Below are 14410 nucleotides of genomic sequence, written 5' to 3' on the forward strand. Positions count from 1 at the left end.
TGGTTAATGCGCCCGCCGACGCCGCCAAGCTGGTCGTGGGCGAGCACACCACCCGCCACAGCCCGCCGCAGTTGGCCTGTCGCCCGTCCCGCGCGGGGGGGGGGGGTCCTGACCCGCCGCCCCGGCTGTACGCACCGATCCGTGTAGGGCTTTGTTGGAAGAGATGGCGAGCATGGCAGTGCAGACCGAACCCTCGGATGTGGCCAAGACGGCCGCAGTCCGCGGGCAGGACGGGAAACCACCCGTCGGGCAGCACGGGGGCAGCAAGCGGAAACTGGGCATCGGCGCAGCGCCGTACCTGTTGATGGTCCCCGCACTAGCGGTGACGGCGCTCTTCCTCGGGTACCCCCTGGTGAAGAACGTCATGCTGTCGTTCCAGAACCTCAATATGGGACAGCTGATCCAGCATGTCACCGAGTGGAACGGCTTCAAGAACTACCAGGAGATCCTCACCGGTGAGGACTTCTGGAGAGTCACGCTCCGCACGATCGTGTTCACCGGCGTCAACGTCGTCCTGACCATGGTCTTCGGCACCCTGATCGGACTGCTGCTCGCCCGCCTCGGCAAGAGGATGCGGTTCACCCTGATGATCGGCCTGGTGCTCGCCTGGGCGATGCCGGTCGTGGCCGCGTCCACCGTGTTCCAGTGGCTGTTCGCCTCGCGCTTCGGCGTGGTCAACTACGTGCTGGACCACCTCGGCTGGCACTCGATGGCCGAGTACAACTGGACCGGATCGCAGTTCTCCACGTTCTTCGTGGTCACCCTGCTGATCGTCTGGCAGTCCATCCCGTTCGTGGCGATCAACCTGTACGCGGCGACCACGACGATCGCCAAGGAACTGTACGAGGCCGCATCGCTCGACGGCGCCGGCGTCTGGAAGAGCTTCACCTCGGTGACGTTCCCGTTCCTGCGGCCCTTCCTCTACGCCACGACCTTCCTCGAAGTCATCTGGATCTTCAAGGCGTTCCCGCAGATCTTCACCCTCAACGAGGGCGGCCCCAACCGCCTCACCGAGACCCTGCCGGTCTACGCCTTCGTCGAAGGCGTCGGCAACCAGCACTACGGCATGGGCGCGGCGATCTCGCTGCTGACCATCCTGATCATGCTGGGGCTGACCTCGTACTACCTCCGCATCGTTCTCAAGCAAGAGGAGGACGAGCTGTGAAGCGCTCACTGTTCGGCCGCATCTGGCCCAACGCGACGGCGATCATCCTCTTCGCCGGCCTGGTCTTCCCCGTCTACTGGATGTTCAGCACGGCGTTCAAGCCGACCGGCGACATCATCACCGAGACGCCGGTCTGGTTCCCGACCGACGTCACGTTCGAGCACTTCAAGACGGCGTACCACGCACCGAACTTCCTGAAGCTGGTCGGGAATTCGCTCACCGTCACCCTGCTCGCCGTGACCTTCTCGCTGATCATCGCGCTCTTCGCGTCGTTCGCGCTGGCCCGGATGCGGTTCAAGGGCCGCAAGGGCCTGATCCTGGTCTTCATGATCGCCCAGATGGCGCCGTGGGAAGTCATGGTCATCGCGATCTACATGCTGGTCCGCGACGCGGACATGCTCAACAGCCTGGTCCCGCTGACCCTCTTCTACATGGTGATGGTCCTCCCCTTCACGGTCCTGACGCTGCGCGGTTACGTTGCCGCGGTGCCCAAGGAACTGGAGGAGTCCGCCATGGTCGACGGCTGCACCCGCCCGCAGGCGTTCGTCAAGGTGATCCTGCCGCTGCTCGCCCCCGGCCTGATGGCCACCTCGCTCTTCGGCTTCATCACCGCGTGGAACGAATTCCCCCTGGTCCTGATCCTCAACAAGGACCCCGAGGCCAAGACGCTCCCGCTCTGGCTCTCCCAGTTCCAGAGCCAGTTCGGCGACGACTGGGGCGCCACCATGGCGGCGGCCTCGATCTTCGCCATCCCGATCCTCATCCTGTTCGTCTTCCTGCAGCGCAAGGCCGTCAGCGGCCTCACCGACGGTGCCGTGAAGGGATAACACAGCCCATGACCACCCTCATATCCGCCACGGACACCGTCACCCGCGACGCGCTCGCCGTCCTGCAGCCCGGATTCACCGGCACCACCGCCCCGGACTGGGTGCTGCGCCGGGTCGACGAAGGACTCGCCTCCGTCGCCCTGTTCGGCCGCAACATCCGCACGCCCGAGCAGGTCACCGCGCTCACCGCCCAGCTCAGGGCCGAGCGCGACGACCTCCTCGTCGCCATCGACGAGGAGGGCGGTGACGTCACCCGCCTGGAGGTGCGCACCGGCTCCTCGTTCCCCGGCAACCTGGCCCTCGGCCACGTCGACGACTTCGCCCTGACCCGCGCGGTCGCCCAGGAGCTCGGCCGTCGGCTCGCCGAGTGCGGCGTCAACCTCAACTGGGCGCCGTCCGCCGACGTCAACTCCAACCCGGGCAACCCGATCATCGGCGTACGGTCCTTCGGCGCCGACACCGCGCTCGTGGCCCGGCACACCGCCGCGTACATCGAGGGCCTCCAGGCCGCCGGCGTCGCCGCCTGCACCAAGCACTTCCCTGGGCACGGCGACACCGCGATCGACTCGCACCACGCGATGCCGCGCATCGACGTGGACCTGGAGACCCTGCACGCCCGTGAGCTGGTGCCCTTCCGGGCCGCCATCGCGGCGGGTTCCAAGTGCGTGATGAGCGCGCACATCCTGCTGCCGGCGCTCGACCCGGACCGCCCCGCGACGGTGAGCCCGCGGATCCTCACCGGACTGCTGCGCCAGGAGCTGGGCTACGACGGCCTGATCGTCACCGACGCCGTGGAGATGCAGGCCATCGCCGCGACGTACGGCATCGAGCACGGCTCCGTCCTGGCGATCGCCGCGGGGGCCGACGCGCTCTGCGTGGGCGGCGGCCTGGAGGACGACGGCACGGTGCTCCGGCTGCGCGACGCGCTGGTCCGGGCGGTGCGCAGCGGTGAACTTCCCGAGGAGCGGCTCGCGGACGCCGCCGCACGGGTACGCGCCCTCGCGTCCTGGACGCAGGGGGCCAAGGGGGCCGGTTCGGGGCCGGGCGCGGCAACGCAGGAGGGGACCGCGCCCGGCGCCCAGATCGGCTCCGACATCGGCCTGGTCGCCGCCCGCCGGGCGGTACGGGCGACCGGCTCCGCCGCCCCGCTGGCCGAGCCCGCGTACGTCGCCGCGTTCACCTCCGCGTCGAACATCGCCGTCGGCGACGAGACCCCCTGGGGTGTCGCCGCGGAGCTGGGCCGGCTGCTGCCGGGCACGGAGACCGACACGTACAGCGGCGAGACCGAGGCGCCCGCCGCCGCGGTGCTGCGGGCGGCGGGGGAGCGGCGCATCGTCGTGGTGGTCCGCGACGTCCACCGCCACGCCTGGATGGGCGAGGCGCTCGACGCCCTGGTGGCCCAGCGCCCCGACACGGTCGTCGTCGAGATGGGCGTACCGCAGGCCGCCCCCAGGGGCGCCCTGCACATCGCCACCCACGGCGCGGCCCGCGTCTGCGGTCTCGCGGCGGCGGAACTCATCGTCAGGGGCACGGACGGCCCGGCGGTCTGAGTACCGGGTGTGATGCGGGCGGGGGGCCGCGTCACACCCGTCCGCAGCCCGTGTGACGGCATACGAGAGGGCCGGGGCACCCACCGTGGGTGCCCCGGCCCTCTCGGTCCGTCCGGAAGCTCTACAGGCCCTGCCACGACGGCTTGGCGGCGTACGTGGCGCGGAAGTAGTCCGCCAGCTTCAGCTTCGACGCGGCGGCCTCGTCGACCACCACCGTCGCGTGCGGGTGCAGCTGGAGCGCCGAGGCGGGCACGACGGAGGCGACCGGCCCCTCCACCGTCAGCGCCACGGCGTCCGCCTTGCCCTCGCCGGTGGCGAGCAGGATCGGGTGGCGGGACTCCAGGATGGTGCCGATGCCCTGGGTGATCACGTGGTGCGGCACCTGAGATATGTCGTTGTCGAAGAAGCGCGCGTTGTCGATCCGGGTCTGCTCGGTGAGCGTCTTGATCCGGGTACGGGAGGCGAGCGAGGAGCACGGCTCGTTGAAGCCGATGTGCCCGTCGGTGCCGATGCCGAGGAGCTGGAGGTCCACGCCGCCGGCCTCGGCCAGCGCGCTGTCGTACGCCAGGCAGGCCGCCCGGACGTCCTCGGCGGAGCCGTCGGGGCCCATGAAGGACGCCTCGGACAGGCCGAGCGGTTCGACGACCTCGCGCAGCACCACCGAGCGGTAGGACTCGGGGTGGCCCGCGGGCAGCCCGACGTACTCGTCGAGCTGGCAGATGCGCGCCCGCGAGGCATCGACGGCGCCGGAGCGGACCTTGGCCGCCAGCGCCTGGTAGATGGGCAGCGGGGTCGAGCCGGTGGCAACGCCGAGAAGTGCGTCGGGCTTGCGGCTCAGCAGGGCACCGATGGCCTCCGCGATGAGTTCGCCGCCTGCCTTGGCGTCCGGGACGATGACAACTTCCACGCTGGGCCTGCCGATCTGAAGAGTGAAGTCAGGTGGTATAGACCAATAGGGTTCCAATCTAGCAGAACCCGGTAACGCGGGCACGGCCGGACGTACCCGGGCCGGCCGCGGTCCGCCGGCGGCCCTCCGGGGCCCCGTGGCCGACTGGTCCGAACGGTGTTGCCGACGCACCGGGAGCCCGCTGGGAGGCACTCGACATGTCCGCCGCTTCTCCGGCCGGGGAGAGCGAACGGCCGGGCCGGACCATGGCCGACGAGATGGCCGAGCAGCCCGCGATGCTGCGGCGCATCCTCGACGAGGGCGCCCCCGGGATCCGTGAGGTGGCCGCCGCGATCGCGGCCAGGAAGCCGCGCTTCGTCCTGCTCACCGCCCGGGGCACCTCGGACAAGGCCGGCGGCGAGGCGCTCCAGCCGGTCCTGGACCGGCTGCGAGGCCGCGGCGCGGACCTCTTCGTGGCCGGCCCCGAAGGCCCAGGTCGAGGCGGCCTCCACGGGATTCGTGCCGCCTGCGGCGGGCGTGGCCGAGGAGGTGCAGCCGGTGCTGGAGATCCTGCCGCGCAGATGCCGGCGTACGGGGCGACGATCGCCCGGGGCCAGGACCCGGACGCGCCGCGCGCACTGGCCAAGGTCACCGAGACCCGCTGAACGGTCCCGGGAACACCCGCGGGCCACGGCGCCGGGACGGGACCCTCAGCCCGTCCGGCACCGCAGCCCGGAGTAAGACCGGCCGTCACGGCCGGTCCGGTCGGCCGGCGGTGTGCGGTGCCCCCGGCCGGGGGAGAGGTACCGGCGCGGTCAGGGCAGAGAGCGCGGTACCTCGATCCGCCCTCCTGTGCGGGGAGAGCGGAAGCTCTGTCTTGAGCATTGTGGACTAGACCATTCGCCCGTGTCCATCCGTCGGAGCGCCGTAATTTTCCGGGCTCGTCTTCCTGCACGTACGGTCCGGTCGTTCGGTTCGGAACCACCGCCCGTCCGCGGGTACGCTCGCACACGTGCCCTCCATGAACGACCTCGTCCGCCAGCACACAGCCCTCGGTGACACCGACCTGGAGTGGCTGCATCTGCTGGTCTCGGAGTGGCAGCTGCTCTCCGACCTGTCCTTCGCCGACCTCGTGCTCTGGGTGCCCACCCGCGACGGCACCCGCTATGTGTCGGTGGCCCAGATGCGCCCCAACACCGGCCCCACCTCCTACCAGGACGACATGGTCGGACACCTGGTGCCGCGCGGCCGCCGCCCGCTGCTGGACGCGGCGCTGGACGAGGGCCGGATCGTGCGCGAGGGCGACCCGGAGTGGCGCGAGGAGGTGCCGGTACGGGTCGAGTCGATCCCCGTACGCAGGGAGGGTCGGGTCCTCGGGGTGATCGCCCGCAATACCAACCTGCTCACCGTCCGCACCCCGTCCAGGCTGGAGCTCACCTACCTCCAGTCGGCCTCCGACCTGGCCCAGATGATCGCCGCGGGGTCCTTCCCCTTCCCCGGCCAGCAGGTCGACATGGACGCCTCGCCGCGCGTCGGCGACGGGCTGATCAGGCTCGACGCCGACGGGGTCGTCCAGTACGCCAGCCCCAACGGCCTCTCCGCCTACCACCGCCTCGGCCTCGCCTCCGATCTGGTCGGCCAGCACCTGGGCGGCATCACCGCCGAACTCGCCCCCTCCCGGGGCCCGGTGGACGAGGCCCTGGTCAAACTGGCCAGCGGCTACGCGCCCCGGGAGTTCGAAGTCGAGTGCGCGGGCGGGGTGATCCAGCTCCGGGCGATCCCGCTCAAGCCCAAGGGCGTGCGCATCGGCTCCCTGGTCCTGCTCCGGGACGTCACCGAACTCCGCCGCCGCGAACGCGAGTTGATCACCAAGGACGCCACCATCCGGGAGATCCACCACCGGGTGAAGAACAACCTCCAGACCGTTGCCGCCCTGTTGCGGCTCCAGGCCCGGCGGATGGACTCGGTACGCGGGCGCGAGGCGCTCAACGAGGCGGTACGGCGCGTCGGTTCGATCGCCATCGTCCATGAGACGCTGTCCCAGAATCTGGACGAGCGGGTGGAGTTCGACGAGATCGCCGACCGCGTCATCGCGATGGTCGCCGAGATCTCGCCGGGCAAGGTCACCTGTCGCCGGACGGGACGCTTCGGCATCCTCGACGCCGAAGTGGCCACCCCGCTGGCGATGGTGCTCACGGAGGTCCTGCAGAACGCCCTGGAACACGCCTTCACGCTCGCCGAGTCCGGCACGGTCGAGGTGTCCGCCGTGCGCGGCGGTTCCTCCGCCGGGACGCGGCTGCTGATCACGGTCCAGGACGACGGATGCGGTCTGCCGGAGGGCTTCGACCCGCAGCGCGCCGGCAATCTGGGGCTCCAGATCGTCAGGACGCTGGTGGAGGGCGAGTTGGGCGGGACCTTCGGCATGGTCCCGGCTCCCGAGCGCGGCACCCAGGTCGTGCTCGACATCCCGGTCCGGTCCGAGAAGTAGCCCCGCCCGCCCCTGGGCACGGGCGCCCCGAACACAGCAGTGAGCCCGGACCGTTGTTCACGGTCCGGGCTCACTGGTCATGCATGCGCTTCGGGGGTACTGCGCGCTGCGACTCGGGGGGCGGGGTTGTGCGTACGCTCTGTACGCGCCGCCTGGCTGAGGCTCGTAGCGGTGGCGTCGGTCAGGCGCTGGCGTTACGCGCCCGGTTGCGAGCGGCGCGGCGCTTCATCGCGCGGCGCTCGTCCTCGCTGAGGCCACCCCAGACGCCGGAGTCCTGGCCGGACTCGAGCGCCCACTGCAGGCACTGCTCCATGACGGGGCAGCGACGGCAGACGGCCTTGGCTTCCTCGATCTGCAGCAGCGCAGGACCGGTGTTGCCGATGGGGAAGAACAGCTCGGGGTCTTCCTCACGACAAACGGCGTTGTGACGCCAGTCCATGGCTGCTACCTCTCCTTGGTATTACATACTGTTGCTTGTGAATGTGAACGCTTTCACGAATCCCCCCGCAGATGACGGGCCGACGCCCAGATGAACTGGTTGTGGTCCTGTGAAGTGAGGAGGGGTTCTGGCTCTCAGTGGAGGCCGGTGTTGCGGGCCGTCCCGATCGCCATGTAGAGATTCGCAAACCTCAGCGGCGGATACAACCCCTTCTGGAAACTTTTTTTTGATTCCTCGGTGTCGACTAGGTCACAGCCGTACTTCTATGGGGTGGAGCCCAGCCCAAACGTTCGAGTTAAAGGACTTTGGTCCCTTCCACTCACACAATCACACGCAGTGCACGGCGTACGCCTGTGAACGTCACACTTGTGCGCACTCCCAGGTGGTCGCCATCCATCTGGAAGGGCAGCGGAACCTTTGAATGCAAGGTGAAGTCCGTGAGGTCATGAAGTGAAACGGCGTGCTTGCCGGACGGGCCCTTCTCCGGGCTCGAAGTGAGCAGCTGGGTGCCGTAACGGGCGACCGCCGGAGTGGAGAGCCGCTTCAGTCCGAGCACATCCAGCCCGGTGTCGAAAGTGGCCTTCGGAGACGCGTACAACGGACGATTGCCCAGGTAGGACCAGGGGGCGGTGTTGGAAATTATGGACAGCGCCAGATCGGTGACCGGATCGTGCCCCGGGGTTTCCAATGTCATCACGCCATGCCTGCGGTGCGGCTCGTCGATGAACTGCCGGACCACCTGGCGCACATAAAGGGCGTGCGTCGAGCGCTTTCCGCGTTCGCGTTGCTGTTCGACCCGGCCGACCACGCCCGCGTCGAATCCGAGTCCGGCGCAGAAGGTGAACCAGCGCTCCGGGACCGACTCGTCCTCGGTGCCCGGGGTGCCGGCCGCGAGTCCGAGGCCGACCGTGCGTTCGGTCCGGTTGGCGAGTGCGTCCAGGATCGCGCCGGTCGCCTCCACCGCGTCGTTGGGCAGACCCAGGGCGCGCGCGAACACATTTGTGGAGCCGCCGGGCACCACCGCGAGGCTCGGCAGGCCGTCCGGATCGGGACCGTTGTGGAGCAGGCCGTTGACGACCTCGTTGACCGTGCCGTCACCGCCCAGGGCGACCACCAGATCGATGTCGTCGGAGTCCGCGGCCCGCCGCCCCAGGTCCCGGGCATGGCCGCGGTATTCCGTGGTCACGGCCTCCAGCTTCATCTCGCTGGCCAGCGCATGGATGAGCACATCACGGGTCCGCGCACTGGTGGTGGTAGCAGCTGGATTGACCACGAGGAGTGCGCGCATGACCGCCAGACTACCTACCGCGCGGTATCACTCTGAAGTCCCGCCCCATGACCTTTACGCACGGTGACGGTCCACTGCCGATTCCGACCCCGGCTTCGCTTTCGCGGCGCCGGGATGCCAACCTGCAAGGGTGAGTACTCAGCAGAACACGCCCGACTCGTCGCCCGCGCCGAGGCTCGAACCGGCGAAGCCGAGCAGGATCACTCTCGTTGCCGGACTCACCGCCCTGGAAGGGGCGGCGCTGGCCATCGGCGGGATCTACATGCTGGTGATGGGGCTGCTCGGGCACCCCGAGAGCCCGCAGCAGGCGGAGATGGGCGGGCTGACGCTGATCGCACTCGCCGCGATTCCGCTGGCCGCCGCCCGCGGTCTGCTGCGGCGGCGCAGCTGGAGCCGCGGCCCCGCGCTCATCACGCAGATCATCGCGCTCCCGGTGGCGTGGACGCTGCTGAGGTCGCAAGGTGTGCTGATCCCGGCCGGGATCGTCCTCGCCGCCGTGACCCTGACGGCGCTCTACCAGCTGGTCCGGCCGACGACGGTCGAGGCACTCGGCATCCGCCGGCCGGGCACCACGCCGGAGAGCTGAACCGACGGGCGTGGTGCGCGGCCGGGGCAGCGCCGCGAGTGGCCCCGCCCGCTGCCCCTCGCCCCTCGGCTACTCCTCGACGAGCAGCCGCTCGCGCAGCTGCGCCAGCGTGCGGGCCAGCAGTCGCGAGACGTGCATCTGCGAGATGCCGACCTCCTGCGCGATCTGCGACTGGGTCATGTTGCCGAAGAAGCGCAGCAGCAGAATCCGCTTCTCGCGCGGCGGCAGGTCCTCCAGCAGCGGCTTGAGCGACTCCCGGTACTCGACGCCCTCCAGCGCCTCGTCCTCGGAACCCAGCGTGTCCGCGACCGCGGGGGACTCGTCGTCCGTGTCCGGCACGTCCAGCGAGAGCGTGCTGTACGCATTGGCCGATTCCAGGCCCTCCAGGACCTCTTCCTCGGAGATGCCCAGCCGCTCCGCCAGCTCGTGGACCGTCGGCGAGCGGCCGTGCTGCTGGGACAGCTCGGCGGTCGCCGTGGTCAGCGAGAGCCGCAGCTCCTGGAGCCGGCGCGGCACCCGGACCGCCCAGCCCTTGTCACGGAAGTGGCGCTTGATCTCGCCCACGACCGTGGGGGTCGCGTACGTCGAGAACTCGACGCCGCGGTCCGGGTCGAACCGGTCCACCGACTTGATCAGGCCGATGGTGGCGACCTGGGTCAGATCGTCCAGCGGCTCGCCGCGGTTGCGGAACCGGCGGGCCAGGTGCTCCACGAGCGGCAGATGCATCCGCACCAGCCGATTGCGCAGCTCCGCCTTCTCGGGCGACCCGTCGGGGAGCGCGCGCAGCTCGATGAACAGCGCCCGCGCCCCGCTGCGGTCATGTGGATCGTGGTGCCCGTGCTCGCTCATCTGGCCTGCCCGCTCCGCCTGCGACTGCTCCACCGCGACCGTACGGCCCACCGGCCCGTCCGCCCCGTCCACCGGATGGGGCAGGGCCTGCTGTTCCGGGATGCCTGCTGCGCGCACCACCCCTGGTCGCATCGTCTCGTCCCGCACAGGACCGTCCCCGTTCCCGTTGCTCACGCCGGCCCGGGTCCCGCGCCGCGCTGTTTGTAGAGGCTGATGCTGACCGTACGGTCGTCGGCCACCGAGGAGTCGACCTTGCCGGCCAGTGCGGAGAGCACCGTCCAGGCGAAGGTGTCGCGCTCCGGCGCGCGGCCGTCCGTCGTCGGGGCGGCCACCGTCACCTCAAGAGAATCCTCGACGAGCCGGAAGACGCAGCTGAGGACGGAGCCCGGCACGGCCTGCTGAAGCAGGATCGCGCAGGCCTCGTCGACCGCGATGCGAAGATCCTCGATCTCGTCGAGAGTGAAGTCCAAGCGCGCTGCGAGACCGGCCGTGGCCGTACGCAGCACCGACAGGTAGGCACCCGCAGCGGGCAGCCGGACCTCTACGAAGTCCTGATTCCCGGGCTCGCCTGCGATCTGGGACACCCTCACCTCCAAGGTGGCACAAACTCTTTCGAGGATCCGGGAAGGGTGCCCCGGAGCCATGTGGTACGTCTTCGGTTCTGGTCCGCGACGCTATCGCGACCCATGATGCCGTGTCGCCAGAGCCCCAGCCCATGGCTGTCACTCATGGTAAGCCCATGAGTACACACAGTGGCTAGGGGTCTGCGGCGGTCAATTACGAACAACCGGCGCCGGTTTGACGTACCCAGACGTCAGACGATCGAACCGTCCTCGAAGCACCAGCGCCAACTCTCGCCCGGTTCGAAGCTCCGCATCACCGGGTGACCGGTCTCCTTGAAGTGTTCCGTGGCGTGCTGGAGGGGTGACGAATCGCAGCAGCCGACGTTGCCGCAGACCAGGCAGAGCCGGAGCTGCACGGGGTGGGTGCCCGCGGCCAGGCAGCCCGGACAGGTCACGTTCAGCGGGACCGGTTCGGGGCGCGGCAGTGCGGACACGTGAGGGCAGTCACTCATGATTGTCAGGTTACGACGGATGCGAGGACCGTGAGATGGACGCATTGCCGCTGGTGGCACTGGTCGCGGCCAGTGCGGCGGTCGCGGGCGCCGCCCGCCGGACCCCCGTGCCGGCCCCCCTGCTGCTGGTCACGGTGGGGCTGATCGCCTCCTACCTGCCGGGGGTGCCCACCTACACGCTGGACGCGCACGTGGTGCTGCCGCTGCTGCTGCCGCCGTTGCTCTACACGGCTGCCGTCGACAGCTCGTACCTCGATCTGCGGGCCAATCTCCGGCCGGTCGCGCTGCTCTCGATCGGCTACGTCCTGTTCGCGACCGTCGCGGTCGGCTGGCTGGCGTACCGCCTGGTGCCCGGCCTGCCGCTGACCGCCGCGCTGGTGCTCGGCGCGGTCGTCGCCCCGCCGGACGCGGTCACGGCCGCCGCGATCGCGCGCCGGGTCGGGCTGCCCGGCCGGGTCACGACGATCCTGCAGGGGGAGTCCCTGGTGAACGACGCCACGGCGATCACCGCCTACAAGGTGGCGATCGCCGCCGCCGTGGGCGAGGGCATGAGCTGGGGCGCGGGGATCGGTGAGTTCCTGCTGGCCGCAGTCGGCGGCGTGGTGGTCGGCCTGGCGCTGATGGTGCCGCTGCACTGGCTCCGTACCCATCTCAGGGAATCGCTGCTGCAGAACACGCTGTCGTTGCTGATCCCCTTCGTGGCGTACGCGGCGGCCGAACGCGTACACGCCTCCGGGGTGCTCGCCGTGGTCGTGGTGGCGCTCTACCTGGGCCACCGGTCCTGGCAGGTCGACTTCGCGACCCGGCTCCAGGAGGGCGCCGTCTGGAAGATGGTCGCGTTCATCCTGGAGTCCGCGGTCTTCGCGCTGATCGGGCTCCAGCTGCCCTTCGTGCTGAAGGGGCTCGGCGCGTACGCGGTCGGCGACGCCGTCCGGTACGCGGTGATCGTGTTCCTCGCCGTGGTCGTGGTGCGGTTCATCTGGGTCTACCCGGCGACGTATCTGCCCCGGTGGCTGTCGAGACGGATCAGGGAACGCGAGACCGACACCAACTGGACCGGGCCGCTGATCGTGGGCTGGGCCGGGATGCGCGGGGTCGTCTCGCTCGCCATCGCCTTCTCCATCCCGTTCACCATGACCGACGGCAGCCCCTTCCCGGCCCGCAACCTGGTGCTCTTCCTGACCTTCACGACGGTCATCGGCACCCTGGTCGTCCAGGGGCTCAGCCTGCCGCTGCTGGTGCGGGTGCTGAAGCTCCCCGGGCGGGACGCGAAGGCCGAGACACTGGCCGAGGCGCAGGCCCAGAGCGAGGCATCCGCGGCCGCCGAGGCACGGCTGGAGGAACTGCTGGCCGACCGGCGCAACCAGCTGCCGGGCCCCCTCACCGACCGGCTGCGCACCGTCCTGGAACGCCGCCGCAACGCCGTCTGGGAGCGGCTGGGCGCGGCCAATCCGGTGACCGGGGAGTCGGCGGACGACACCTACCGGCGCCTGGCCAGGGAGATGATCGAGGCCGAGCGCGAGGTCTTCGTGACGCTGCGGGACGAGCGGCGGATCGACGACGAGATGCTGCGGACGCTGCTCAGACGGCTCGACCTGGAGGAGGCGGCCGCCTACCGGGAGGAGTCGGGCGCCCCCTGAGGGCTGCCCGTGACGACCGCCGCGACCGAGGTTCCCGGAGGGAACGCGCCCTCCCCGGCCAGTTCGGTGAGCGCGTACAGCAGCTTGGCGACGTAGAGCCGCTCGACGGGCAGGCCGTGGCGCCGCTCGAAGTCGTCGGCGAAGGCGTGCAGCGCCGGCGTCGTACGGGCGTAGCCGCCGAAGTGGAAGCGCTCGTCCAGCGACCACGAGCCGGCCGGACCGCCGAAGGCCTCCTCCTGGAGCCCCCGCACCGCGTCCCCCAGGAAGCCGCCGCGCAGCACCGGAACGCCGAGGGCGCGCTGCCCCGGCGCCAGCCCGGCGGCGAGACCGGCGAGGGTGCCACCGGTACCGCAGGCCACCGCGACCGTGCCGGCCCGGCCGCGCAGCTCCCGCCCCAGCTCCGCGCACCCCTGTGCGGCCAGGGCGTTGCTGCCGCCCTCCGGGATGACACAGCACTCCCCGAAGAGGCGTCGCAGCCCCGCCAGGACCTCCGGATCACCCTTCGCGCGGTACGTCGCGCGGTCCACGAAGTGGAGGGTCATTCCGTCGGCGGCACACCGTGCGAGCGAGGGGTTCAACGGCCGGCCGGCCAGCTCCTCCCCGCGCACCACCCCGACGGTGGGGAAGCCGAGCAGCCGCCCGGCGGCGGCGGTGGCCCGCAGATGGTTGGAGTAGGCGCCGCCGAAGGTCAGCACGGTGCGTCCGGCGGCGTCCCGCAGATTGAGGGAGAGCTTGCGCCACTTGTTGCCCGGCAGATCGGGGTGGATCAGGTCGTCCCGCTTGAGCAGCAGCCGGACGCCGTGGCGGGCGAAGCGCTCGTCCTCGACCGGTTGCAGGGGTGAGGGGAGCACCGGCTGCAGCCGGGCGAGGTCGAGTGATTCGGAGGGCATGGCGCAATTGTCGCCGTACCGGACGGGCGCCGGTCACTTGAGGCGGTCGTGGATGCGGGCGCGCATCGTGTCCATCGTGAAGCCGCGCGGGTCGACCTTGCCCGGCTGCCACTCCTTGTGGCCGATCACCGAGCGGGAGTTCCAGCCGTGGTGGCGGCAGATCGCGGCGGCGGCCTTCTCGACGGCTTCGAGCTGGGCGTCGGGCCAGGGGTCCTTGCCGTCGCCGAGGTTCTCGCACTCGAAGCCGTAGAAGTGCCTGTTCCCGTCGGTGTTGGCCTCGTTGTCGCCCGGGAGGCGCTTCTCGGCGACGACGGCGCGCAGTACGTCGTCGTCGCCGAGTCCGGCGTGGTTGGCGCGGCCGTGGCCGACCAGGTGGATCCGGCCGTCCTTGGCGATCACGCCGTGGCAGAGCGGGCCGGGCAGATCCGGGTAGCCGTCACGGCAGATGCGTACGGTGGCCGCGGTGCCGCTGGTGACCGTGTGGTGGATCATCACGCCGTTGACCGGGCCCCAGGGGCCCTTGTGGTTGCGGTTGTGAGTGCGCCAGTCGCCGACCTGGACGACGGTGAGCCCCTCGTCCATCAGGACTTCCAGGAACCTGCTCGCGGACATGGGTGAGGACATGGCCGTCTCCTTCGTACGTGGGGGGAACGGGCCTTGATCCGCTTGTACCGGAATGTCGCTCTCCGGGCCATGCCTCCGGTGGCTGTTCGCACCGTGTGCGATC

General features: G+C 70.2%; 14 protein-coding genes and 1 pseudogene. 7 read left to right on the top strand and 8 right to left on the bottom strand.

Features of this window, described 5'->3' with window-relative positions; genetic code table 11:
• Positions 1-172: 172 nt before the first annotated feature.
• Genes ACFVH0_RS37270 through ACFVH0_RS37280 form a run of 3 tightly spaced genes read left to right on the top strand, consistent with a single transcriptional unit; the run spans position 173 to position 3542 of the window.
• A complete protein-coding gene (locus tag ACFVH0_RS37270) occupies positions 173-1165 on the top strand; it encodes a carbohydrate ABC transporter permease (RefSeq protein ID WP_266688719.1) in 993 nt (330 codons plus the stop codon).
• Positions 1162-1992, top strand: a complete 831-nt coding sequence (locus ACFVH0_RS37275) for a carbohydrate ABC transporter permease (RefSeq protein ID WP_385827683.1) — start codon at positions 1162-1164, stop codon at positions 1990-1992. The genes ACFVH0_RS37270 and ACFVH0_RS37275 overlap by 4 nt, the downstream gene beginning before the upstream one ends.
• Before the next feature lie 8 nt (positions 1993-2000).
• On the top strand, positions 2001-3542 hold the full coding sequence (locus ACFVH0_RS37280) for a glycoside hydrolase family 3 protein (protein ID WP_385827685.1): 1542 nt from the start codon (positions 2001-2003) through the stop codon (positions 3540-3542).
• 121 nt (positions 3543-3663) lie between these two features.
• Here ACFVH0_RS37280 and nagB read toward each other — a convergent pair whose 3' ends face one another.
• Complete coding sequence (gene nagB / locus ACFVH0_RS37285) at positions 3664-4449, bottom strand: glucosamine-6-phosphate deaminase (RefSeq protein WP_124716470.1); 786 nt, start codon at positions 4447-4449, stop codon at positions 3664-3666.
• Between the two features lie 197 nt (positions 4450-4646).
• Here nagB and ACFVH0_RS37290 point away from each other — a divergent pair.
• Both ACFVH0_RS37290 and ACFVH0_RS37295 read left to right on the top strand, forming a co-directional pair.
• Positions 4647-5093, top strand: a pseudogene (locus tag ACFVH0_RS37290) (hypothetical protein).
• Positions 5094-5449: 356 nt separating this feature from the next.
• A complete protein-coding gene (locus tag ACFVH0_RS37295) occupies positions 5450-6916 on the top strand; it encodes a PAS domain-containing sensor histidine kinase (RefSeq protein WP_266499926.1) in 1467 nt (488 codons plus the stop codon).
• 181 nt (positions 6917-7097) lie between these two features.
• On the opposite strand, the gene ACFVH0_RS37300 is transcribed toward ACFVH0_RS37295, so the two are convergent.
• Both ACFVH0_RS37300 and ACFVH0_RS37305 read right to left on the bottom strand, forming a co-directional pair.
• Positions 7098-7355 (bottom strand): WhiB family transcriptional regulator, encoded by a 258-nt coding sequence (locus ACFVH0_RS37300; RefSeq protein WP_003953983.1) that lies wholly within the window; start codon positions 7353-7355, stop codon positions 7098-7100.
• 319 nt (positions 7356-7674) lie between these two features.
• Positions 7675-8643, bottom strand: a complete 969-nt coding sequence (locus ACFVH0_RS37305) for a diacylglycerol/lipid kinase family protein (RefSeq protein WP_384764106.1) — start codon at positions 8641-8643, stop codon at positions 7675-7677.
• Positions 8644-8773: 130 nt separating this feature from the next.
• On the opposite strand from ACFVH0_RS37305, the gene ACFVH0_RS37310 reads away from it, so the two are divergent.
• The gene (locus tag ACFVH0_RS37310) at positions 8774-9229 is read left to right on the top strand and encodes a hypothetical protein (RefSeq protein WP_206433346.1); all 456 of its coding nucleotides are present in this window, start codon (positions 8774-8776) and stop codon (positions 9227-9229) included.
• A 69-nt stretch (positions 9230-9298) separates the two neighbouring features.
• On the opposite strand, the gene ACFVH0_RS37315 is transcribed toward ACFVH0_RS37310, so the two are convergent.
• From ACFVH0_RS37315 to ACFVH0_RS37325, 3 genes are all read right to left on the bottom strand, one after another.
• Complete coding sequence (locus ACFVH0_RS37315) at positions 9299-10252, bottom strand: RNA polymerase sigma factor SigF (protein ID WP_371095424.1); 954 nt, start codon at positions 10250-10252, stop codon at positions 9299-9301.
• The gene (locus ACFVH0_RS37320) at positions 10249-10662 is read right to left on the bottom strand and encodes an anti-sigma regulatory factor (RefSeq protein ID WP_072483809.1); all 414 of its coding nucleotides are present in this window, start codon (positions 10660-10662) and stop codon (positions 10249-10251) included. Before ACFVH0_RS37320 ends, ACFVH0_RS37315 begins: the two co-directional genes overlap by 4 nt.
• Before the next feature lie 230 nt (positions 10663-10892).
• Complete coding sequence (locus ACFVH0_RS37325; protein ID WP_124716467.1) at positions 10893-11153, bottom strand: UBP-type zinc finger domain-containing protein; 261 nt, start codon at positions 11151-11153, stop codon at positions 10893-10895.
• A 35-nt stretch (positions 11154-11188) separates the two neighbouring features.
• Between ACFVH0_RS37325 and ACFVH0_RS37330 the strand changes: the two genes are divergently transcribed.
• Positions 11189-12793, top strand: coding sequence for a Na+/H+ antiporter (locus ACFVH0_RS37330; RefSeq protein ID WP_385827687.1), 1605 nt, complete (start codon positions 11189-11191; stop codon positions 12791-12793).
• On the opposite strand, the gene ACFVH0_RS37335 is transcribed toward ACFVH0_RS37330, so the two are convergent.
• Both ACFVH0_RS37335 and ACFVH0_RS37340 read right to left on the bottom strand, forming a co-directional pair.
• Positions 12766-13683: a 1-aminocyclopropane-1-carboxylate deaminase/D-cysteine desulfhydrase gene (locus ACFVH0_RS37335; protein ID WP_385827689.1), complete on the bottom strand. Its 918-nt coding sequence runs from the start codon at positions 13681-13683 to the stop codon at positions 12766-12768. The two genes, ACFVH0_RS37330 and ACFVH0_RS37335, sit on opposite strands and share 28 nt — an antisense overlap.
• 33 nt (positions 13684-13716) lie before the next feature.
• Positions 13717-14307 carry an N-acetylmuramoyl-L-alanine amidase gene (locus ACFVH0_RS37340; RefSeq protein WP_385827691.1) on the bottom strand — a complete coding sequence of 197 codons (591 nt, stop codon included), beginning with the start codon at positions 14305-14307 and terminating at the stop codon, positions 13717-13719.
• Positions 14308-14410: the final 103 nt, after the last annotated feature.

The organism is Streptomyces sp. NPDC127117 (assembly GCF_042677325.1).
Taxonomy (GTDB): Bacteria; Actinomycetota; Actinomycetes; order Streptomycetales; family Streptomycetaceae; genus Streptomyces.